Source organism: Rhizobium sp. SU303 (assembly GCF_021052345.1).
Classification (GTDB): Bacteria; Pseudomonadota; Alphaproteobacteria; order Rhizobiales; family Rhizobiaceae; genus Rhizobium; species Rhizobium laguerreae.
The window spans coordinates 237755-260292 of sequence record NZ_CP088096.1; the positions used below are offsets into that span (position 1 = coordinate 237755).

17 protein-coding genes are annotated in these 22538 nt (G+C 60.8%); 9 read left to right on the forward strand and 8 right to left on the reverse strand.

Going from position 1 to position 22538, the window contains the following annotated elements; genetic code table 11:
• Positions 1-3: 3 nt before the first annotated feature.
• On the reverse strand, positions 4-954 hold the full coding sequence (locus RlegSU303_RS25710) for an FAD binding domain-containing protein (RefSeq protein ID WP_131718411.1): 951 nt from the start codon (positions 952-954) through the stop codon (positions 4-6).
• Positions 951-1598 (reverse strand): aldehyde dehydrogenase iron-sulfur subunit PaoA, encoded by a 648-nt coding sequence (paoA, locus tag RlegSU303_RS25715; RefSeq protein WP_205928036.1) that lies wholly within the window; start codon positions 1596-1598, stop codon positions 951-953. Before paoA ends, RlegSU303_RS25710 begins: the two co-directional genes overlap by 4 nt.
• Positions 1599-1832: 234 nt before the next feature.
• Here paoA and RlegSU303_RS25720 point away from each other — a divergent pair, with 234 nt between their 5' ends.
• Positions 1833-2699, forward strand: a complete 867-nt coding sequence (locus tag RlegSU303_RS25720) for a creatininase family protein (protein WP_017957399.1) — start codon at positions 1833-1835, stop codon at positions 2697-2699.
• Here RlegSU303_RS25720 and RlegSU303_RS25725 read toward each other — a convergent pair.
• Positions 2662-3651: a LysR family transcriptional regulator gene (locus tag RlegSU303_RS25725; protein WP_011649078.1), complete on the reverse strand. Its 990-nt coding sequence runs from the start codon at positions 3649-3651 to the stop codon at positions 2662-2664. The genes RlegSU303_RS25720 and RlegSU303_RS25725 overlap by 38 nt on opposite strands.
• Positions 3652-3835: 184 nt before the next feature.
• Here RlegSU303_RS25725 and RlegSU303_RS25730 point away from each other — a divergent pair, with 184 nt between their 5' ends.
• From RlegSU303_RS25730 to RlegSU303_RS25755, 6 genes are all read left to right on the forward strand, one after another.
• The gene (locus RlegSU303_RS25730; protein WP_094088046.1) at positions 3836-4852 is read left to right on the forward strand and encodes an ABC transporter substrate-binding protein; all 1017 of its coding nucleotides are present in this window, start codon (positions 3836-3838) and stop codon (positions 4850-4852) included.
• A 73-nt stretch (positions 4853-4925) separates the two neighbouring features.
• Complete coding sequence (locus RlegSU303_RS25735) at positions 4926-5750, forward strand: ABC transporter ATP-binding protein (RefSeq protein ID WP_026158314.1); 825 nt, start codon at positions 4926-4928, stop codon at positions 5748-5750.
• Positions 5750-6592, forward strand: coding sequence for an ABC transporter permease (locus RlegSU303_RS25740; protein WP_131718409.1), 843 nt, complete (start codon positions 5750-5752; stop codon positions 6590-6592). The genes RlegSU303_RS25735 and RlegSU303_RS25740 overlap by 1 nt, the downstream gene beginning before the upstream one ends.
• Positions 6592-7905 carry a cytosine deaminase gene (locus RlegSU303_RS25745; RefSeq protein ID WP_017957395.1) on the forward strand — a complete coding sequence of 438 codons (1314 nt, stop codon included), beginning with the start codon at positions 6592-6594 and terminating at the stop codon, positions 7903-7905. The genes RlegSU303_RS25740 and RlegSU303_RS25745 overlap by 1 nt, the downstream gene beginning before the upstream one ends.
• A 1-nt stretch (position 7906) precedes the next feature.
• On the forward strand, positions 7907-9316 hold the full coding sequence (locus RlegSU303_RS25750; protein ID WP_017957394.1) for an FAD-binding oxidoreductase: 1410 nt from the start codon (positions 7907-7909) through the stop codon (positions 9314-9316).
• Positions 9313-9894 (forward strand): NAD(P)H-dependent oxidoreductase, encoded by a 582-nt coding sequence (locus RlegSU303_RS25755; RefSeq protein WP_131718408.1) that lies wholly within the window; start codon positions 9313-9315, stop codon positions 9892-9894. The genes RlegSU303_RS25750 and RlegSU303_RS25755 overlap by 4 nt, the downstream gene beginning before the upstream one ends.
• 118 nt (positions 9895-10012) lie before the next feature.
• Here the strand turns inward: RlegSU303_RS25755 and RlegSU303_RS25760 are convergent, their stop codons facing one another.
• Positions 10013-10402 (reverse strand): RidA family protein, encoded by a 390-nt coding sequence (locus tag RlegSU303_RS25760; RefSeq protein WP_026158313.1) that lies wholly within the window; start codon positions 10400-10402, stop codon positions 10013-10015.
• A gap of 266 nt (positions 10403-10668) precedes the next feature.
• Entirely contained in the window at positions 10669-12630 is a 1962-nt protein-coding gene (locus RlegSU303_RS25765; RefSeq protein ID WP_131718407.1) for an elongation factor G, read from the reverse strand.
• Between the two features lie 393 nt (positions 12631-13023).
• On the opposite strand from RlegSU303_RS25765, the gene RlegSU303_RS25770 reads away from it, so the two are divergent.
• On the forward strand, positions 13024-14046 hold the full coding sequence (locus tag RlegSU303_RS25770; protein ID WP_017957390.1) for a class I SAM-dependent methyltransferase: 1023 nt from the start codon (positions 13024-13026) through the stop codon (positions 14044-14046).
• Between the two features lie 370 nt (positions 14047-14416).
• On the opposite strand, the gene RlegSU303_RS25775 is transcribed toward RlegSU303_RS25770, so the two are convergent.
• Positions 14417-16294, reverse strand: a complete 1878-nt coding sequence (locus RlegSU303_RS25775) for a HAMP domain-containing methyl-accepting chemotaxis protein (protein WP_131718406.1) — start codon at positions 16292-16294, stop codon at positions 14417-14419.
• A 209-nt stretch (positions 16295-16503) separates the two neighbouring features.
• Between RlegSU303_RS25775 and RlegSU303_RS25780 the strand changes: the two genes are divergently transcribed.
• Positions 16504-17223 (forward strand): 4'-phosphopantetheinyl transferase family protein, encoded by a 720-nt coding sequence (locus RlegSU303_RS25780; RefSeq protein ID WP_131718405.1) that lies wholly within the window; start codon positions 16504-16506, stop codon positions 17221-17223.
• On the opposite strand, the gene RlegSU303_RS25785 is transcribed toward RlegSU303_RS25780, so the two are convergent.
• Together RlegSU303_RS25785 and RlegSU303_RS25790 are read right to left on the reverse strand one after the other, a co-directional pair.
• Entirely contained in the window at positions 17196-18548 is a 1353-nt protein-coding gene (locus RlegSU303_RS25785) for a lysine N(6)-hydroxylase/L-ornithine N(5)-oxygenase family protein (protein ID WP_131718404.1), read from the reverse strand. The two genes, RlegSU303_RS25780 and RlegSU303_RS25785, sit on opposite strands and share 28 nt — an antisense overlap.
• The gene (locus RlegSU303_RS25790; RefSeq protein WP_131718403.1) at positions 18545-22537 is read right to left on the reverse strand and encodes a non-ribosomal peptide synthetase; all 3993 of its coding nucleotides are present in this window, start codon (positions 22535-22537) and stop codon (positions 18545-18547) included. Before RlegSU303_RS25790 ends, RlegSU303_RS25785 begins: the two co-directional genes overlap by 4 nt.
• Between the last annotated feature and the right edge of the window lies 1 nt (position 22538).

Consider the following 22538-nt stretch of genomic DNA (forward strand, 5'->3'; position numbering starts at 1 on the left):
GGCTCAACCCCTTGCTTCGGCGATGACCGCGCCGAGCGTGCGCTCGACCAGGTCCACCTTGAAACGGTTCTGTTCGGTCGGGCGGGCGCCGGCAAGAAGCACGCCTGCCACGGCCCGCGCGCCTTTCGGCAGCTCGCCTTCGGCTGCCTCGATGCGCCACGGTTTGTGGGCGACGCCGCCGACGGCAACCCGTCCTGTGCCGTCCGGCTGGATCACGGCTCCGACCGAGACGAGCGCGAAGGCATAGGAGGCGCGGTCTCTCACCTTGCGATAGATGTGCTTGCCGCCGATCGGGGGCGGCAGCAGGACCGCCGTGATGAACTCGCCGCGCTCAAGAACGGTTTCGATATCAGGCGTGTCGCCCGGCAACCGATGAAAGTCGGCGATCGCAATCGCGCGACGACTGCCGTCGGCCTTGACCGTTTCCACAACAGCATCGAGCGCCCGCATGGCGATCGCCATGTCACTCGGATGCGTGGCGATGCAAGATTCGCTGCTGCCGACGACGGCATGCTGGCGGCTGAAGCCGCCGATGGCGGAACAGCCGCTGCCGGGCTGCCGCTTGTTGCACGGCTGGTTCGTGTCATAGAAATAGGGACAGCGTGTGCGCTGCAGGAGGTTGCCGGCCGTCGTCGCCTTGTTGCGCAGTTGCCCAGAAGCACCCGCGACAAGCGCCCTGGAGAGCAGGCCGTAGTCGCGGCGAATGGTTTCATGAGCTGCAAGATCGGTGTTGCGGACCAAGGCGCCGATGCGCAGCCCGCCCTCCGGCGTGGGTTCGATCTTGTCGAGGCCGAGACCGTTGACGTCGATCAGATGCGTCGGCGTCTCGATCTCGAGCTTCATCAGGTCGAGGAGATTGGTGCCGCCGGCGATGAATTTGGTTTCTGGATTGGAGGCTGCTGCCTTGGCCGCGGCCTCGACGGAGGAGGCGCGTTCATAGGTGAAGGCTCTCATGCTTTTATCCCCGCGACTTCCGAAATGGCATCGACAATGTTGGAATAGGCGCCGCATCGACAGATATTGCCGCTCATGCGTTCGCGGATCTCGGCCGGAGTGACAGCCGCCTGCGCCATAAGATCGCCGGTGACGTGGCTCGGTATGTTCGCCTTGATCTCCTCGAGCACCGCCACGGAGGAACAGATCTGTCCCGGCGTGCAGTAGCCGCACTGGAAGCCGTCATGTTTGACGAAGGCCGCCTGCATCGGATGAAGGTTTTCAGGCTGGCCGAGGCCCTCGATCGTGGTGATTTGATCGCCGTCGTGCATGACTGCCAGCGTCAGACAGGAATTGATGCGGTGGCCGTTGACCATGACGGTGCATGCGCCGCATTGGCCGTGGTCGCATCCCTTTTTCGTGCCTGTGAGATGCAGGTGCTCACGCAGTGCGTCGAGCAGCGACGTTCTGTTGTCGACCTCGAGACCGCGGTTCTCACCGTTAACTGAGAAGGAAACTTTCGATGTATAGGCCATGTCATTTCCTGGGGACTGTGCCGCCGCGGGCGCGACGGCTCCGGTGACCGCAATCGTTGCGGCCGACGAGATAAGTAGGTCTCGCCGGGAAATTTCCAGTTGTGTCTGGCTTGGCATGAACTGTTCCACCTTGCTTGTTGGACATGGGCGCGCGTCAACGCCGTCTGCTGAGGTAGTGCAACTCCGCCTCCTGATTAGACCCCTTCCGTTGCATACGGTTATCGATCTGGCTCATGAATTCCCCGAGCCGCGGTCATAAGATGCCGCGAACTACAACTTCAATGAAGTTGTCTTGGACGCGGAAGCGCCAGCGGAGCAACGCCCGCCGATGCGCGCGAAAAAAAGCAGCGCCATGCGCAAAAAATGATGCTTTTCGGGTTCATCATTATTCCCTACTCCCTATCGAAGCAGGTGACGAAAGGGGAAGACCGCATGCCCACGCCGTTTTACTGGAACGAGCTCAATACATATGATTTTGCCGGCCTCTCCCCCGAGACCACGATTGCCGTTCTGCCCATCGCCTCGACGGAACAGCACGGCCCGCATCTGCCGATCGCAACGGATGTCGCGATCGCGACCGGCATGCTGGCGGAGCTGAAAAGGCAGCGGCCGGAGGATCTGGACATGCTGGTGCTTCCGACACAGGAGATCGGCAAGGCCAACGAACACATCTACGGCCCCGGCACGCTGTCGCTCAGTGCCGAGCTGCTCATCCCCGTCTGGACGGCGATCGGCGCAAAGGTTGCCGAAGCCGGGCTGCGGAAGATGGTGATCGTCAATTCCCACGGCGGCAATGTCGACATCATGAGCATCGTCGCGCGCGAACTGCGCGTGCGCCATCAAATGGCGGTGGTCTCCACGCAATGGGGTCGTTTCGGTCACCCGGAAGGCATGGTCAGCGATCACGAGAGCAAATACGGCATCCACGGCGGCGATGTCGAGACGTCATTGATGCTGCACTTCCGCCCCGAGCTGGTGCGGATGGACAAGGCGCAGAACTTCGCTTCGAAGGCCGAGGGGATGCGGGAGCAATCCAAATTTCTTCAGCCTCTGCCGCCGCATTCGCTGGCCTGGATCGCGCATGACCTCAATCCCTTCGGCGTGGTCGGCGATGCCTCGATCGCCACAGCCGAACGGGGCGAGGCGATCTGCCGCCATCAGGTCAAGGGGTTCGTCGAGCTACTCCGGGACCTCAAGGCCTATCCGCTTTCGAATCTCTATGTGAAATAGGTTCAGCCGCGGGTTTCACATCCGGTGGGATATGACCCTTGGCCTGCAATTCCTGCACCAGGCCGAGCAGTTCGGCGAGCAGATATTCGACGAAAAGGCTGGTGGCCGCGTCGAGGGGCGCACGAGCACGGGCAAACAGCTTCATCTGCTGGTAACGCGCATGCGGCTCGGCGATCGGCCGGAAGACGAGTTCACCGCGCCGGCATTCGGTGATGACGTCGAGCGGATTGAGCAGCGTCAGCCCGGTGCCGCATTTGACGAGCTGTTTCAGCATCTCCGATGCATTGGTTTCCAGTACCGGCTCGACCGAGATGGGCAGACGCGCAAAAGCAAGGTTGATCACCTCGCGCAGGCTGGTGCCCGGCTGCGCCAGAACCAGTTTTTCCTGGGTGACATCAGCGAGGTTGATCGGCCCAGGACCGATCAGGTGATGCCCCGGCGGCAGCACGACACCGATCGGGATATCGAAATTTCCGAGCGTGCGGATGCCGGGCATGGCGGGGATGTTGAAGCCCAGACCGATATCCACCTCGCCGGATACAACGGGACTGGCCGTCGTGCCGCCGGTGTCGTTGCGCAACTGGACGAAGACGCGCGGATGCTCTGAAAGAAAGCGCGCAATGATTTCGGGCAGCGGCCCGGCGGCTAGCCCAACGGTCGTCACCATGCGCACCTTGCCTGCCTGCTGCATCTTGAGGCTGCGGATGCGCCCCTCCAGGCGCTCGTAATTCTTCAGCACGTCGCGAATATGCTCGATGCAGAGCTCGCCGGCAGCCGTCAGCCGCAGGCCACGCGGCAGCCGCTCGAAAAGCGGCGCCCCGATCTCCTCTTCCAGCGCCAAAATCTGCCTGTTGACCGCCGACGACGCCACGTTAAGGCGCGCGGCCGCCTTGCGGATCGAACCGCAACGGGCAATCTCGTTGATGTAAAGAAGGCGTCTGGAGTGCAGCATGGTCTCTCCGATGCATAAATTTTGCGCAGGACGCACAAATTATCTTCAGCTTTCCGACAGATGCCGAAAAGGCATCAATGCGCACGAATTTTGATGCTTTTCAAAGCGCATGGCAATGGCTCAAATTCCCTCAAATGGGAGCCGGGTAAGGCCTCCCTCGGTAAAAAAAGGGGAACTGCCGACCATGTTGAAAGCACAGACGAAGACGCAATTCCTGAGCTGCCTCGGCCTCGCTTCGATGCTTGCCGCCGCCTCGCCGGCGCTTGCCCTCGACCAGGTGAGCTATGGGACGAACTGGCTTGCCCAGGCGGAACATGGCGGCTTCTACCAAGCCGTCGCCGACGGCACCTATGCAAAATACGGCCTCGATGTCACCATCGTCCAGGGCGGCCCGAATGCTGCAGGCAGCGCGCTGCTGATCTCCGGCAAGCTCGATTTCTACATGGGCGGTCCTCAGGGAGAGATATCCGCCGTCGAGCAGGGCATTCCGCTGGTCGATGTCGCCGCAATCTTCCAAAAGGATCCGCAGGTGCTGATCGCCCATCCGGACAATGGCGTCGACAAGTTCGAGGATCTCGCCAAGCTGAAAACGCTGTTCCTCAGCAAGGACGGCTACCTCACCTATTTCGAATGGATGAAGGCCAATTTCAAAGGCTTCAAGGATGAGCAGTACAAGCCCTATAACTTCAGCCCCGCGCCCTTCCTCGCAGACAAGGATTCTGCCCAGCAGGGGTACCTGACCTCCGAACCCTACGAGATCCAGAAGCAGGCAGGCTTCGAGCCGAAGGTCTTCCTGCTCGCCGACAACGGCTATTCACCCTATTCGACGATGATCACGACGACGCAGGCGATGATCGACGGCAAGTCCGATGTCGTGCAGCGCTTCGTCGATGCTTCGATCGAAGGCTGGTACAACTATCTCTACGGCGACAACACCAAGGCCAACGAACTGATCAAGAAGGACAATCCTGAAATGACGGACGGCCAGATCGCCTATTCGATCGCCAAGATGAAGGAATATGGCATCATCGAATCCGGCGACAGCCTCGACAAGGGCATCGGCTGCATCACCGATGCGCACTACAAGACGTTCTTCAACGAGATGGTGGCGATCAAGGTCTTCAAGCCGGAGACGGATTACACCAAAGCGTTTACGACGAAGTTCGTCTGCAAGAGCACCGGCATGGCACTGAAGAAGTAGGCCGACCGACGGCTCTCCTGGTCCGCCATTGAGGATGTGGCGGGCCGTATCCTCCCGCATGAACGAGACAGCAATGCTCCCAGCAGAAGCCCAGGCGGTATCCCCGAAAGAGACGCGCAAGCGGCCGCTTGTTATCATGCAGTCGGTCTCGAAGGTCTTTTCCAGCGGCACTGTCGCCCTTTCGAACATGTCGCTCACGGTCGAAAGCGGCGAGTTCGTCAGCCTGCTCGGCCCTTCCGGCTGCGGCAAGTCGACGGCGCTGCGCATCATCGCCGGTCTCGGCGATGTCACCTCGGGAACGATCGACTGGCCGAGTTCGCGCATCAATTCCCGAGGTCTGCCGGAGGGCGATATCGGCTTTGTCTTCCAGGAGCCGACGTTGATGCCATGGAAGAACGTGTTCGACAACGTCCACTTGCCACTGAGGCTGAGACGGGTTTCGAAGGCTGCCGCGCATGATCAGATCATGCAAGTGCTGACCACCGTCGGCCTTCAGGATTTTGCCAAGGCCTATCCGCGCGAACTTTCCGGCGGCATGAAGATGCGCGTCTCAATCGCCCGTGCGCTGGTGACGAAGCCGAAGCTGCTGCTGATGGACGAACCTTTCGCTGCGCTCGATGAGATCACCCGCCAGAAGCTCAACGACGACGTGCTGCGGCTGTGGAAGGCGACCGGCATTACGGTGATTTTCGTGACGCATTCGGTCTTCGAGTCCGCCTATCTCTCAAACCGCATCGTCGTGATGAAGGCAAGGCCCGGGCGCGTGCATGCCGACGTCCCGCTGATCACCAGCCTCGAACGCGACGCGCACTACCGCACCTCGGAAGAATACCGCAGGGCCTGCGAAACGGTATCGCATTCGTTGATCGGGGCGATCAATTCGGCAGGAGATCATTGATGAGTGACGAGACAGACACATCGCCGCTGCTGGTTAAGGGTACCGCAAGCGCAAGGCGCCGCGATCTTGCGCTGCGCATTGCCATCCCCTTCCTCGTCATCGCCCTGATGATCCTCGTCTGGTACGCCTATGTGAAACTGTCAGGCGTGCCGCCCTATATCCTGCCAGGACCGGCCGCTGTGGCAAACGCCTTCGTGACGGATTGGGGGACGCTTGCCCCTGCCCTCTGGGTCACCACCAAGATCACCTTCATGTCGCTGATGCTGGCGCTTGTCGGCGGCGTCGCCTTTGCGATCTTTCTCGTGCAGTCGCGCTGGGTTGAGCTTGCCTTCTATCCCCTTGCCGTCATCCTGCAGGTAACGCCGATCGTCGCCATCTCGCCGCTGATCCTGATCTATGCGCCGTCGACGCAGGTGGCGCTGCTGATCTGCGCCTTCCTCGTCGCGTTCTTCCCGATCCTGTCGAACATGGTGCAGGGGCTGAAGAGCGTCGACCACAATCTGATCAACCTCTTCGAGCTCTACGGCGCCTCGCGCTGGCAGACGCTGCTCTTTCTCAAACTGCCCGCCGCCCAACCCTATTTCATGACCGGCCTCAGGATCGGCGGTGGCCTTGCGCTGATCGCCGCTGTCGTCGCGGAATTTGCCGCAGGCTCGGCAGGTGCGGGATCCGGCCTGGCCTTCCGCCTGCTCGAAGCGCAGTACCGGATGAACATCCCGCGGCTCTTCGCCGCCCTGTTGATGCTCTCCATGCTTGGCGTAGCGATCTTCGGCCTCACCACCCTCATCGCCTGGTTGAGCCTCCACCGCTGGCATGAGAGCAGCATCAAACGGGAAAACTGATGACCTATTCCTTCATATCCCCGCCGAACGCGGCTCGCTTCGTGCTGAGCAATGCGACAGTGCCTGCCGTCACCCTCGAGCATATCGACGTGCCGGTCACCGAAGGGCTGGCAACGGTCGATATCGTCATCAGCGACGGCATGATTGCCGCCATCCGGCCGGCCGGCGCCGCACCCGCTGATTATGCCAGGACCGATCTCAGGGACGGCATGGTCTGGCCGTGCTTTGCCGATATCCATACCCATCTCGACAAAGGCCATATCTGGCCGCGCCAGGCCAATCCCGACGGCAGCTTTATGGGCGCGCTCGATGCCGTCAGGGCCGACCGGGAAGCCAACTGGTCGGCCGCAGACGTCAAACGGCGCATGGAATTCTCGCTCCGCTCCGCCTATGCCCATGGCACCAGCCTGATCCGCACGCACCTGGATTCGCTTGCGCCCCAGCATCGCATCTCCTTCGAGGCCTTTGCCGAAATCCGGGATGCCTGGAAGGACAGGATCGCACTGCAGGCGGTCGCCCTCTTCCCGCTGGATGCCATGGCAGACAGCGCCTTCTTTGCCGATCTCGTCACAACAATCCGACAGGCCGGCGGTCTCCTTGGCGGCGTCACCCGGATGGGGCCGGAGCTTGTCTGGCAGCTCGACACGCTCTTCAGGACTGCCGCAGAGCATGGCCTGGATGTCGATCTGCATGTCGACGAGACGGATGATCACGGCGCCGAGACGCTGAAGGCGATCGCCGAAGCCGTGTTGCGCAACGGGTTCGAGGGCAAGGTGACCGCCGGCCACTGCTGCTCGCTCGCCCGCCAGGGCGAAGACACCGCCGCGCGCACCGTCGAATTGGTCGCCAAGGCAGGTATCGCGGTCATCGCGCTGCCGATGTGCAACATGTATCTGCAGGATCGCTATCCCGGCCGCACCCCGCGCTGGCGGGGCGTCACCCTGTTCAAGGAATTGGCCGCCGCCGGTGTCGCGACCGCGGTCGCCTCCGACAATACCCGCGACCCCTTCTATGCCTATGGCGATCTCGATCCGGTGGAGGTCTTCCGCGAGGCCGTGCGGATCCTGCATCTCGACCACCCGCTCGATACCGCCGCCCGTGTCGTCACCACCTCGCCCGCCGCCATCGTCGGACGGCCGGACAAGGGCCGTATCGCCGCCGGCGATCCCGCCGATCTCGTGCTCTTCAGTGCGCGGCGCTGGAGTGAATTCCTTTCCCGTCCGCAGTCTGACCGCGTCGTGCTTCGCCGCGGCAAGGTGATCGACCGCAGCCTGCCGGATTACCGTGAACTCGATAGCGTCGTTGGAGCCTGACATGACCGATTATCAGAAGATCAAAAAGGAGCTCGAAGGCATCGCCGTCGAGGACAATCCGGCGCTGGTTCGCCAGAAGAGCCGGGATTTCTATTGGTACTCGCCGATCCTGAAGGCGCAGCTCGACAATGTTTCCGCCGATCTCGTCGTCACGCCGAAGACCGAGGAAGAGGTCATCCGGACGCTGAAGGTCGCCTATGCCCATGGCGTGCCGGTCACGCCGCGCGGCGCCGGCACCGGCAATTACGGCCAGGCCATGCCGCTTTCCGGCGGCATCGTGCTCAACCTTGCGGCGATGGACAAGATCAAGGAGATCCATCCCGGCCGCGTCGTCTGCGAACCCGGCATCGTGCTTGCCCAGCTCGACAAGCAGACCAAGGCCCATTCCGGCCAGGAGCTGCGCTTCCACCCCTCCACCGCCCAGACGGCGACGGTCGGCGGCTTCATCGCCGGCGGCTCGGGCGGCGTCGGCTCGATCACCTGGGGCGGCTTGCGCGACCTCGGAAACATCCTGCGCCTGCGCGTCGTCACCATGGAAGCCGAACCGCGCGTGCTCGACCTCACCGGATGGGATCTCCAGAAGGTGAGCCACGCTTACGGCACCAACGGCATCATCACCGAGATCGAGATGCCGCTTGCGCCTGCCTATGACTGGGTCGATGTCCTGGTTGGCTACGACGATTTCATGGATGCCGTGCGCTTTTCAGATGCGCTGGCGAAATGCAACGGCATCCTCGTCAAGGAGATCGCGCCGATCGCCGCTCCCATTCCTTACGACTATTTCACCCGCCACAAGCCCTACATCCGTCAGGGCCAGTCGATCGTCGTGCTGATGATCGCGCCGCACTCCCTGGATGCCTTTCTGGCTTTCACGGCGGCACAGAAGGGCGAGATCATGTTCCGCTCCGACAAGGTAGAAAGCATGCGCGGCATCCCGCATGCCTACGAGCTTGCCTGGAACCACACGACATTGCGTGCGCTGAAGGTCGACCCGAGCTTCACCTATCTGCAGGTGCAATATCCGGGACCGGATCATGTCGCCAAGGTTCGGAAGATGGTGGAGATCTTTGGTGACGAAGTGCCGGGGCATCTCGAATTCATCAAATTCGACGGCCAGATCCAGTGCTCCGGCCTGCCGCTGGTGCGCTATACCACCGAAGAGCGGCTGGAGGAGATCATCAAGATCCACCAGGATAATGGATGCCCGATCTTCAACCCACACCGCTATACGCTGGAGGAAGGCGGCATGAAGCGGACTGATGCGGTGCAGCTCGCCTTCAAGCAGGAAACCGATCCGAAGGGCCTGCTCAATCCCGGCAAGATGATTGCGTGGGAAAATCCTGATTTCGATTTCAACGCCGGTAAGAACTATCTCTTCCCCGGCCTGGCGGCCCTGATGGAGGCTTCATGAGGGTTCTCGTCCTCCACTCTCACCCGGTCGAGGAAAGTTACGGCAAGGCGCTTTACCGGCAGACCGTCGAGAGCCTCCGCAAGGCCGGGCATATGGTGGATGGCTGCGACCTCTATGAAGAGCAGTTCGATCCGGTGCTCTCGTGCCACGACCGGCTCGTCTATCACGATTATCCGGAAAATCTGAAGCTGGTGGAACCCCATGTCGACCGGCTCAAAGCCGCCGAGGGGCTGGTGATCTGCACCCCGATCTGGAACTTCGGCTTTCCGGCGATCCTGAAGGGATATTTCGACCGAGTCTGGCTGCCGGGCGTTTCCTTCGAGCTGGTCAACGGCAAGGTGGAATCGCGGTTGCGCCACATCCGCAAGCTGGCAGCCGTCCTGACTTATGGCGCAACGCCCTTCCGGGCGTTTGCCGCCGGCAACCCGCCGAAGAAAATCGTCAAGCGCGTGCTGCGGGCGCAGATCAATCCGTTGAGGCCGGTGACGTTCCTCGCCCATTACGACATGAACAATTGCACACCGGAAACGCGGGCAAAATTTCTCGCCCGCGTCGGAGGGGCGATGGAGCGATTCTAGGCAATTCCAGCAAAACTGTGCCGCGGTTTTGCCAGGCAAAGCGCGAAGCGCTTTTGCCGGGAATTGCGTGAAGATAGGAGGTAGAGCATCTCCGTGCTTCGAAGAAAACGGAAATGCTCTACAAGATTTTCGCGGCCGTCACCTCGACCTCGACCAGGAACTCAGGGCGCGTAAAGCCGCCGATGACGAGCAAGGTGGAAACAGGCTTCGGATCGAGCGTATAGCGATCCCGTACAGCCATATAGGCCGGGAAATCCTCGCGGCGGGTGACAAACCCCGAAATGCGGATCACATCGGCAAAACTCATCTCAGCTTCTTCGAGAATCGCCTTAATCGCTTCGAAGCAGAGTTCCGCCTGAGCAGTGATATCGCTCGGAACAGCATCATCGAGACCGATACCAAGCTGGCCCGACGTGACGAGAAGCGATGCCCCGGGCGGCACGAGCAGGCCGTGATTGTAATTTCCAAAAGGCCGGCGCACCGAAGGCGGATTGAAGGTCTTCTTCATCGATCTGAAAATTTCCTCAGGGCTGCAGATATTGAGAATATGGCTGCGTCCATAATGTTTTGCGACAAAAAGCAGGACGATCGCCTTGAAGGGAATCGAACCTGGGATCCATTTCATCGAATCGGCTAACTGATCAAGTACCCAGCACACCATCCCCGAAGCAAGCCCAACCGCGGGCCTGTGCTACTACAACTGCAAAGGTTCCACGCACGTAAGGGCGGGCGTGAGCCCGGCTCTGTGAACGAGCATGAAGTGGCGCGAACGTTTCAGTGTGCGGTGCCTGGTTTCTCTTTTGCCCTCACAATGGCGTCTGCTTCCTTGCCGTATAGTTCCTCGAAGTGATCGAAGGTCTTGGAAAAATAACCAATGCCCTGCGTCGCCGAGCGCAACGCCCGCGCCAGATCGTTAAGTGCGCCACCCGGAACGAGCGCCCGGAAAATGTCCCATCCCTTGGCGGTTTCATCACGGTCGAAACCGAGAACCTGACCGTTGAGAGCGGAGACGATCTGGACAAGGCTGCCTGAAAAGACCGACGGGATGTGGAACTCGCAGCGGAAGACCGGCTGCATCAACACGGTCGATCCTTCGGAAAGCGCCTGGCGCACCCCCATTTTCGACGCAGTCCGGAAGGCGTGTTCCGAACTGTCGACGGTATGGTGCTGACCATCTAACAGCGTTACGCCGACATCGATGACTTCGAAGCCTAGCGGCCCTTTCTCCATCGCTTCGCGCGCGCCCGCTTCGACGGCGGGGATGTAATTGCGCGGAACGGCTCCGCCCTTGATGGTTTCGCCAAAGGTGAAGCCCTGGCCGCGCTCGTTGGGGTGAATGCTCAACTTCACATCCGCGAATTGCCCGGCACCGCCGGTCTGTTTGCGATGGCGGTAATGAACCTCCGATGGTTTCGCGATCGTCTCGCGGTAGATTGGGCTGGGCGTTCGGTCGGTCACGGAGATATGAAAGACATCGGACATCGTTCGGCAGAGATCACGCAGATGTACCGGCCCCTGGGCGCGGACGAGTTGAGCGCCCGTGCCTTCCTCCTGCAAGACTTCCAGACCGCGATCCGTCTCGGAAAGTTTCGCCAGCGTCTCGGAAAGTTTGTTTTCATCGCGCTCGCTGCCCGGAATTAGGATCCTTTCAAGCATCGGCGTGGGTGGTTCCGTCCACTCAGGCGGGGCGACCACCGCGCCGGAGGTCAACAGCGAAGGGACGGGCAGGTGGTCGGACTTGACCGTCGCGAAGACATCCCCCGGCGCAGGCAGAACCGCCGAATTGGACCGCCCGTTTGCGAGATTTTGTACGGCGCCGAGGCTGGAGCCGCCCAGTGATGCGCCTTGCCGCAGTCCCTCGCCAAGTGCGCGCACGAGCACCGTCTTGCCGACATTCTGGCGATGATAGGCATGGAAGCTCAAGGCCACCAGCTTGCCTTCATCGACAGTTCCCGTATGAGCGAGACGCTGCCGAAGAACCCCTACCGGCGGCGCCTCGTGGCGCAGCGCCTTCATCAGCCTCGTCATCCCGTTGCCGTGAATTGCAGCACCGATCAGGACCGGGATAATTCTGTTTTCCCTTAGAACCCGTGATGAAATGGCATAGAGCGCGTCGCTGGGTGGCTCGCGGTCCTCGATCAGTTCCTCGAGAAGCCAGTCATCAAATTCGGACAGGTGCTCCAGGAGCTCGGTGCGCGCTTCGTGCTCGCGTTCGGCAGTGCTTTCGGGGATTTCGATCAGCGCCGAAGTCTGGCCTTCCCGGTATCGCCACGCCCGTTCCGAAATCAGATCGCAACTGCCAATGACCCTGTCCCCCTCGCGGATCGGGATCTGGCGAAGCAAAAGGGTGTGGTTGGCGTAGTCTTGAAGCGCGGCGATCACGTCCCTCAACCGCCCTCGCGGTTCGTCCATCCGGTTGACGAAGAGGATGCAGGGCGTCCCCGAGGCTTCGATTATCCGCAGATAGGGCGCGGCGAGCACAGCCTCCGCGGGTGCCGATGAAACACACAGTATGCAGGCGTCGCTGGCAAGAAGCGCGTGCTGCGCATGCGCCAACGCTTCGTTGGGTCCTGGCGCATCCAGTGCACACCACGCCTCGTTTCCGAAGGTGAATTCTGTGAGGTTCAATCCATAAGGGGAGCTGGATTTTCTCGGCGTCCCCTCCAGGGAGCCGAGCCTTTCCACGACTGTCGATTTTCCGGTCTGCGAGGGTCCAAGCACGGTGAAGCAGCGCATCGGCCTTCCTCCAACTGCCATAAACACAATTTTCAGCCATCATAGGATGCCCTGAACTGCTGCAAGGCGCCAGAGGTGTTCAGTGTCATAACGCTTGATCTGGACTTGCATTTGAGGCTGATCCGTTCAGGTGCAGAGAACGCATTGACGAATTTGCGATATCGACGTCTATGCGCGACGAACCACTGCCATTGTTTGCAGCCGCGGCCGAACGGGCGATCGCCGCGCAGCAGGAGCCTGAACCTCAGCCTCGCCGGTCTGCAACGCCTGCCCATAGTGTCGGCGGGCACCCGATAGGGTTAGCGCGGTAAGTATTGTAGAATATGCGGATATGCGCATAATTTCCGCGGCTGCCGCTGCTAGGTAAGATTGATCGAGGGCTCTGGAGATCCCATGGAAACAATCGTCGAAGACGCCGGAGTTGGCGTAGTGTCGCCCGAACTCCTAGTCGATGCACTGTTTGCGTGCCGAAAGACGGCGGCGATAAGGGCGGCCATCGAGCTTGATCTCTTTACTCATATAAACGAGGGCAAGACGGCAGCATCGCTGGCGTCGGCAACAAGCACCTCGGAGCGTGGGGTGCGCATCCTGTGCGACTACCTTGTGGTCCATGGTTTCCTGACAAAGGAGAGCGGACAGTACCGAATGACGCCCTCGACCAGAATGTTCCTCGATCGCAATTCGCCGGCCTATATGGGCGCGGCCGTCGAGTTCACGGCCGCACCGGAAATACTGGATAATTTTCTGCGCGATCCGGCCGCCGTCGTGCGAAACGGCGGTTCGGCCGGGCTTGCCAACGTGTCGGCAGACAACCCCGTCTGGTTGAAGTTTGCGCGCGGCATGGGCTCCTTTACCGGGCTCAGCGCCAAAATGCTGGCTGGCGAAATCTCCGGCTGGCCGAGGCCTCCCAATAAGGTTTTGGACATCGCTGCAGGTCCAGGCGTTTTCGGGATCGAAATTGCGAAGGCCTTTCCAACGGCGGAGATCGTCGCCGTCGACTGGGCCGCAGTGTTGGAGCTGTCGAGGCAGAATGCGGAAAAAGCCGGCGTGGCTGACCGGTACCGGACGATAGCCGGCAGTGCTTTCGATGTTGAGTGGGGCACGGGTTATGACCTTGTCCTGCTTCCGAATTTTCTGCACCACTTCGATTTGCCGACATGTGCCCAACTGTTACGAAAGATCATCGCCAGCCTTGCAGAGCATGGTCGGATCGTCGCGGTCGATTTCGTGCCGAACGAAGATGGCGTGTCGCCGCCTTTTCCCGCAGCGTTCTCCTGGGAGATGCTCGCCAGCACGCCGGCTGGCCAGGCTTATACGCAAAGTGAGTTGACTGAGATGGCAAGACTTGCCGGTCTTGCCGGCGTCACGGTCAAATCGATGCCGCCAACTCCGGCAAGCATTATTCTCTTTGAATAGCCGGTCGGCCGTCGTCTGCGTCGCCTACCTGACACCTGTCGAGTCGCTTTCTAGATTGCTCATTTTTGCTCTGTCCGCGCTGCTTGCGACGGCTGTGAATGCCGCGGAGGACGAAGCCCTGCCACGATGGATTCGACTCCCCCCCCTGCGTGTAGTTCTACGCGATGGCTGGTTTTGTTCACACAAAAGAAGGCGAAAGCTCGCGACCACCAGGACAAAACAGATCCAGGCCCACATACTGGATCCACGCAGCAATCTGAAACCAACCTGCCGGTATTGAAATCGCTGTCTGGCCAGTGCTCAAAGAACGAACGCGACTGGAACCGCCGGCAGGGTTGTCTCGTGTATCTGATCTGACGTCAGCGGCGCGTCATCTTTGCATCACGCGCCGCTGAGCGACCAAGTGGATTGGGCTGTTGCCTTCAAAGGCCCGTCCGCTGCGCTGCCCGCCCGCCGCGCTTTTGTCGCCGTCCAATTGAAACTGGTTGACCAGATCCCGCAGGCGGCCTGCCTCGGAGGACAATGAAGCAACGGCAGCTGTCGACTGCTCGACCATCGCTGCATTTTGCTGGGTCGCCTGGTCCATCTGATTGACGGCCGTGTTGATCTCGGCAAGTCCGGTTGACTGCTCGCGCGCCGATGTGGCAATCGCATCCATGAGTTGGTTGATCTGGACCACGTGCTCACCGATCGACTTCAGCGAGGTTCCCGTTTCAAGAACCAGTTTCACGCCATTTTCCACCTCAGTTGATGACTTTTGAATAAAGCCTTTGATTTCCTTGGCCGCTTGAGCGGCACGCTGGGCAAGCTCACGGACTTCCTGGGCGACGACTGCAAAACCCTTGCCCGCCTCACCGGCACGAGCAGCCTCAACGCCGGCATTCAGCGCCAGCAGGTTCGTCTGAAAGGCGATTTCATCAATTGCACCGATGATGTTCGAAATCTGCTGTGAACTGTCCTCGATGCGTCGCATGGCCTGCTCCGCCTGAGAGACGACATTTGCCGACCGCTGGGCACTGATATCGGCTTCTTTGGCCACGTTGCGCGCCTCGTCGGTGCGTTTGGTCGCCATCGTCACATTCGACGTGATCTCTTCCAGGGCTGCGGCCGTTTCCTCGAGAGAGGCGGCTTGTTGTTCGGTGCGCTTGGAAAGATCCTGCGCGGCAGATGCAATCTCACCAGTGCCATTATCGATGCTGTATACCGTCTGGAGGACTGCGCCGATCGTCGCGCCCAATTGCCGGAGCGAAGCGTTGAAGTCTTCGCGCAAGGCTTCGTATTCGGCCGCAAATTGCTCCGAAAGCTGGAAGGATATGTCGCCTGATGCAAGCCGCCGGAGACCTTCGCCCAATGTCGTGGTCGCGAAGCGCAGTTGTTCCGCCTCGCGTTCGGCGCGCTGCTGGGCTGCGGCGCGCGCTGCTTCGCTCTCGCTGCGGGATTCGGCGGCTTCCTTCTCGAGCCTGACGACGTTGAGGGCGTTATGACGGAAGATTTCAACCGCCCCGGCCATTTCGCCGACTTCGTCGGCGCGACCGGCATAGGGAATATCGCTGTCAAGATCGCCATCGGACAAGCGCCTCATGGCGGAGGCGATGCTTCGGATTGGGCTGGCGATGCCCGAAATGGCAAAGACGATGCCGGCCACAGCAAGAAGCACGGCCAACGCTGCGATCGTGGCCGTCAGCATGAAAGCCGATTGTGCGGAAGCACCGCTCGCGGCCACAAAGCCTTCGGCCTGGCTGAGAATAAAAGCGGCCAGATCTGCCACCGCCTTGTTCACCAGCTCGGCTTGTGGATCCATATTTTCCTTGAAGAAACGGATTGCTTCAGGCGTCTTTCCGTCATTTTCAAACGCGATCATCTGCTCTGCCAGCGCGCGATATTTGGCGAGTTCCGGCTTGATCTGATTAATCAGTTCGCGCCCCCGCTCGGTGCGGACGCCTTTTTCGTATTCGGTGACAACTTTCTCGAGTGCGGCAGCGGCGGCATCGATTCTTTGCTGCCCGACATTCCGCTCTTCCGCTGTATCCTCAAGGAGGTAATGGGCATAGACCAATTTCAGGTCGAGGAAGTCATCCTTGATCTCGCGAGCCGTCACAAGCCGCTGCATCCAGAAGGTGCCGATCTGCTCAGTATTGCCGCGAAGCGTCGAAATCGTGCTCAGCGAGACATAGGACAGGCCAACCAGGAACAGGCTGATGATCGAAAGCTTTAAGATCAGGGCTTGCTTGATACTCGGGCGCTTCATGCGGGTCTCCTCGGAGGTAGCTGGGACGACCGGCGTGCCGGCTGCTGTAAGATCTCGCACCAGATTCCATAATTTAGTATTAACTAAAAAATGTTCCGGCCTCATTTGCGAAGATCTTCTGAGTTGACCAATACTTCCGCGATCAATTAAACGCGTTACGACCCTGAGTTCTTGAAAATTCAGGGAGATAGCAGCCACGGCGAGCGAAAATGCACCAACCTGAAAACCAACCTGCCGGCATTGAAATCGCGCTCTGGCAGTATTCCAAGCACGAAGGCGACTGGAACCGATGGATGCAGTCGCTTTCACCGGATGAACGGGAGCGCGCCGCGACCTACCTGTTTGACCGGGATCGGGCCTCTTTCGTTGCCGGCCGGTATCTCTTGCGGCGGCTGTTGAGCATGGAAACTGGGACGCCACCGGCCAAGCTTCTGTTGTCCCCGGACAACCACGGTAAGCTGAGGCTTGAGGGGCATGAAAGGCCGCAATTCAGCCTCGCCAATGCCGACGGGCTTGTGGCGGCCGCTGTCGCTTCTGGATGCGATCACTTGGGAATAGACTGCGAACGCGCCGATATCGAGATCGAAGCGGCGGCAGTGGATAGCTATTGCAGTGCAGACGAACGGCGCTGGCTCGCGGAATTGCCTGCGTCCGAACGCAAGCGCGCGGCGGTCGCACTCTGGACGCTCAAGGAGAGCCATCTGAAGGCACTCGGCGTCGGGCTGCGCGAGGATCCCCGCAACGTCGCCTTTTCCTGGAAGGATGGTATCCCCGTCATGGTCGATGGCAGCGACCGTGATCGGCGATGGCATCACCGTCTGGTCGAAAGCAGCAGCCAGCACGTCGTTGCGCTGGCTGTTTGCTGTCAATCCGGGTTCCCCGGCATTTCGACACGTCTGTTTCAGGACGACATCATGCCGTCCGAATAGCCGGTTCGGAGCTGATGAGGCATTGCGGAAGCGGCCTCCGTCGCCCAGGCGAGTTGCCCGTTGTCGGGTTCCGCATCGAAGTGCTGCCGGCCGAGAAGCGTATTGACGATCATTGCGCTGCGCCAGGCCATGAGGCTGAGCTGAGAGTCGGCGATACCGTGCGAGTACCGCCCCGCATTCTGCGCAAACAGCCGGTTGGTCCGCGGACCCGCCCACTGCATCGTGTAATCGTCATTGAGGATGGGATAGCCGTTTCTGTCGAGCGTTATCCTGTCGCCCAGCGAGCCGAGAGCCTCCGGCAACCGGAACCGGTATCCGGTTGCCAGAACCACCGCATCCGCATGAAGCACCTCGATTCCGCCGTCGAATTGGTTCCTGACGATGAGCCGATAGGCATTGCCGTTCCTTTCCATCTGGATCACATCGCGGTTTGGCGCCAGGGATGCGTTGAGCGTGCTCGGTTCGAGATAACGCAACGCATAGAGGCGGCGATAGATCGAATGAATCGTCGAAATCGACAAGCCGTCGCTGGTCAGGATCGAGTTCCTCAACGCGGCCTGCTTCTGCTCGCTGCTAAGCTTCAGATAGGCCTGCACGTATTCCGGTGAGAAGACCTGGTTTGAAAACGGAGTGTCGTTGATCGGCTCGAAATTGTGACGCCGGCTGATCCATGTCAGCTCCTTCATGGAACCGGGATCGGCAAGCAGGGCTTCGACGACCTCGCCGCTGCTTTGACCGCCGCCGAGCACGACGATGCGGGCGGCGCCGAGATCGCTGAGACGCGACTTGGCCTCGCTGTTGTGAAAGCAATCGGCACCCAGGAACGGTTTTGCCCAGTCTGGCACGAAGGGCGACGACCCCGTGCCGATCACCAGGTTTCGCGCCTCCTCCTGACCGTTGTCGAACCGCAGGAAGAACCGGTCGTCGCGGTGCTCGACGTCGCGGATCTCCGTTCCAAAGCGCAGGCCGTCCACGCCGTTGGCGACCCAGGCGAGATAGCGCGCGAACTCCTGCCGGGGAACGGCCTCATAATTGGCGTTCAGGAAGGCGTAGAGCCTCTTATGCGCCACCAGATAGGAGACGAATGACCAACGGCTGGTCGGCAGGACCGGCGTGACGAGGTCCTTCAAAAAGGACGATTGCAGCTCGACACCGGGCATCATCATGCCGGGATGCCAGTCGAACGTTGGGCGCCGCTCGAAGAAGCGGCTCCTGATCTCGGGCACCGACTCAAAGAGGCAAGCGAGGCTCAGATTGGAGGGGCCGATGCCGATGCCGGCAATATCCAGCGGCTCGGTATCCCGGCGGGCAAAAGCGACGGTCATGCGATATCCTTCTCTGTTTCCTTGAGACGCAGGGCAAGTCTTGAGTGGAAGGCGGGAGACCCGATCATATGCAGATGGTTGGTGCCGGTGATGATTTCGGCCGCATGCGCCCGCGGCGACAGGCGGCGCCAATCGATCAGGTTGAGGCCGCGGTTGAGGCTGTCGTCGGCAGCCCAGGGATAGATCGGCACATCGTGAGGAACCAGCCGATGCTTGCGGAAGATCAGGGCATTGTCGATCAGCACCCAGAAGGTATGCTCCCGGCTGCTGATATCAGGCCCGTCGTTCGGAAGCGGGTCCTTCTCGTCGCCGACGAAACGCAGGAATTGATCGTAAGTATCGGCGTCCATCGTCGACAGCAGCCGATCCCATTCGGGACGCATCGCCGTTCTTCCAAGCCACGCCTGCACATCTCGATGAAGCTCATCGCGCTCGCCGGGCCTGAACCTCGGCTTTGCGCCGATCGCGAATTCCGATCCGAGGTCGCAAACGTCGACCATCGCTATCATCCTGACGTCGACCTTGTCACCAAGGGCGCGGGCAGCCTCATAGGCCAGAAGACCGCCCCACGACCAGCCGAGGAAATAGCAGGGTGCTCCCTGACTATGTGTCCTGATATGGTCGACATAGCTCTCGATGATGTCTTCGATCGGAGCGCCAACCTCCTTCTTCTCGGAAAGCGAGTGGCAAATGAAGCCGGTCGCCGGCTGATCTGCCCCGAGATAGTCGACGAGTTTGACATATTCGCGGGTGCTGACGAGCAAGCCCGGGAAGCAATAAAGCCGCGGCTTGGCGCCGGAAGCGCGCAGCACGATCACCTCCGACAGATCCCGTTGGTCCCCGAGCTCCATCACGCCCGCAAAGGAGCGTATGGTCGGATTGTTGAAGATATCGGCGACGGTGAGCGGGGTTTTCGGCCGGCGCTGCCGCAGCTGCGAAAGGATGCGGATCGCGCCCAGCGAACTGCCGCCGATCGCGAAGAAATTGTCCTCGACGCTGATTGCTTCCAGCTTGAGAACCTGCCGCCAGACATCCAGCACCTCTTCTTCGAGCGCGGTCGCCGGCTCGACGATTGTGCGTTTGACCGGTTGTGGCGCTGGCAGCGCAAATCGATCGAGCTTGCTGTTCGGATTGGTCGGCATTTTCTCCAGTTCGACCACGGCAGCCGGCACCATGTAGGATGGCAGGCTGCGTTCGAGGCCGGCGCGGATCGTCTCGACGTCCAACCTCTCGTCTTTCTTGGGAACGACATAGGCAACGAGCGCCTTGTCGCCGCCGGCATCGTTATCGCGCAGGACGACCAGGGCTTCGCCGACGCCGGGTTGCTGGAGGAGAGCCGCTTCGATCTCGCCGAGCTCGATCCGGTAACCGCGCAGCTTCACCTGATGGTCGACACGACCGACGAATTCGACGGTTCCGTCATCACGCCAACGCGTCAGATCGCCGGAGCGATAAAGTCGGCCGCCATCGCTCGAGAACGGATCGGGGATGAAGCGATCCGCCGTCGTGTCCGGCTTGCCGAGATAGCCGCGTGCGATGCCTTCGCCGCCGATATAGAGCTCGCCGGTCACGCCGATCGGGCACGGATTGAGATCGGGATCGAGCACATAGACGCGCCTTAACCCGACAGCGCGGCCGAGCGGAGCATAGACCCCCTGGAATTTCGTGCCGGCCCTCACCTTCCAGACCATCGGCGTCATGATGGTTTCGGTCGGCCCGTAGCCGTTAATCAGCCATTTCGATTTCAGCGCCCGCGACAGAAGATCGAAGGTCGGCTGCGCCAGCCCCTCGCCGCCGAAGGAGTAAAGCCGCATTGGGGGCGCGCCGTCGGTTATGTCGGCCCATTCCGCCAGTTGCTGCAGATAGGTGGTCGGAATGCTGGCATTGTTGGCGCCGTGCTTGCGCATGGCCGTCAATGTCTCTTCCGGTGTCCAGAGCGGCTGGTCGGGAAGAATGATGCTGCCGCCCTCCATCAGCGGGTTCATCCATCGCTCATGCCCGCCATCCGAACTGAAAGGCAGGAACGGCAGCTCACGGGAGGCCGAGCTCATGCCGTAGACACGCGAGGTGTTCTGCAGATGGTGCGTCAGCGGGCCGTGCTCGACGGCCACGCCCTTCGGCAATCCGGTCGATCCGGAGGTGTACATGACATAGGCGAGCTGATCCTTGTGAGTGGGAATATCAAGCGGCGTATCCGGCTCGCCGTCGAGGTCGATCTTGTCGAGTTCGAGGATAATGGTGGCGAGCTCTTCCGGCAGCCGATGGCGAAGCCAGCTATGGGTCAGAACGATCTTGACGCCGCCGTCGCGCAGAATGTGATGGTTGCGGACCGGTGGATGGTCGGGCTCGACCGGGATATAGGCGCCGCCCGCCTTCAGCGTCGCGAGGATTCCGACGATGGCCTCCGGCGATCGCTTGATGAAGATGGCGACCGTCACCTCGGCGCGAACACCCAGATGCCGCAGCCGATGTGCGAGGCGGTTGGTGCTGGCTTCCAGCCAGCCATGGCTCCATTCCTCGTCACCGTAGACGATCGCCGTCTTCTCCGGCGTCTGGCGCGAATGGACCGATATCAGCTCGTGGACCGGCCTGTCGTCGTTGACGACCTCGTCTTCGTAGGGCGCCGACAACTGGTCGAGTTCGTCGCTCCCCACGAGTTCGATGTCCTTGATCCGCACATTCGGCTGTGCGACAAATTGTTCGAGGACAAGGGTGAAATGCCGGGAGACACGGGCAATCAGCGCGCTGTCATAGAGATCCTGTGCATAATCGATCAGCCCGGATGCGGCCCCATCCAGGCCCGCCTCGATCACCAGGGATAACTCGCTGTCGGCGCGCGCCCCCAGCGGCTCCAGATTGGTTGCGTGCCTGGGGACCGGATACGGCTCCCGGAATTCGAACAGGGCCTTGACCACGGCTTCCTGGGCAGCGGCTTCGTCGACGACCAGTTCCTGCGTGATGCGCTCCAGCGGAACGAGCCGGGCAAGCCCCTCCTCGGTTGCCGATGAGATCGCTGCGATGACATCGTCGAGAGAGCTTCTTGATGTCAGCGACAGGATGAGGGGAAGGACCTGTTCGGCACGGCCGCGGTTCGCAAGGTGTTCCTTCTCCGGCCGCGCGACCAGGAGCCCGGTCAGCAAAGCATAATTGCCGCTGTAACGTGCCAGCAGCGCGCAAAAAGCGGCATGAAGCACGCGCTCGACCTGATATCTCTTTTGCTGCGCATGCCGACCGATCTTTACCCAGAGATCGGGCTCGATCGAAAATCGATGCTGCGCGCGCGCCACACCTGCCAGCCCGCCGCTGTTGAAGCGGGTTGGAAAGGTCGATGCCGAATAGTCGAGACCGATTGTGTTCCGCCAATAGGAGAGCGATTCCTGCGCCTGCTCCGCCTGCAGCCATTCAGCCTCCCGCGTTCCGGCCGAGATTTCGGCCGGCTGTGTGTCGCCGGCGGGTGCGCCGTCGAGAATTCGCGTCAGGGAGCCCGCAAGAAGCGACTTCTCGCGATCGTCCGAGATCACAGGATGAAGCACGATCGTCAGAAGCGACCGGCCATCAGCAAGCAAGACAATCTGAACACGCGCCGGTGGACCAGCAAGAAGATCGAAGCGCCTGTCGCGGAAGGCTTTCTGGGCGGCCAACGCATCCGGCTCCGCAAGAGCAGCGCCTTCGCCGACAATCTCGATCGGTACCGCGTTCAATGCGCCGCGGTACTGTTCGACGCGGCCGCCCGCCAGCCGGCGGAACCGGGTAGCAAGGGACGGATGTTGCGCCACGAGCGTCCGGCAGGCGCCGGCAATCGTCTTGACGTCGACGGCCGGGCTCAATCGCAGCGAAATGACCTGGTCGGGAAACACCGTGCCGTTGCCGATCTGCTCCAGAGACCAGATACGCTTCTGCGCGATCGTCAGCGGGAAGCTCTCGAAGACCGCGTCCGTTGCGACATCGGTCGGGTAGGCATCTGCGAAGTTTGTGATCTGTTCGTTCATC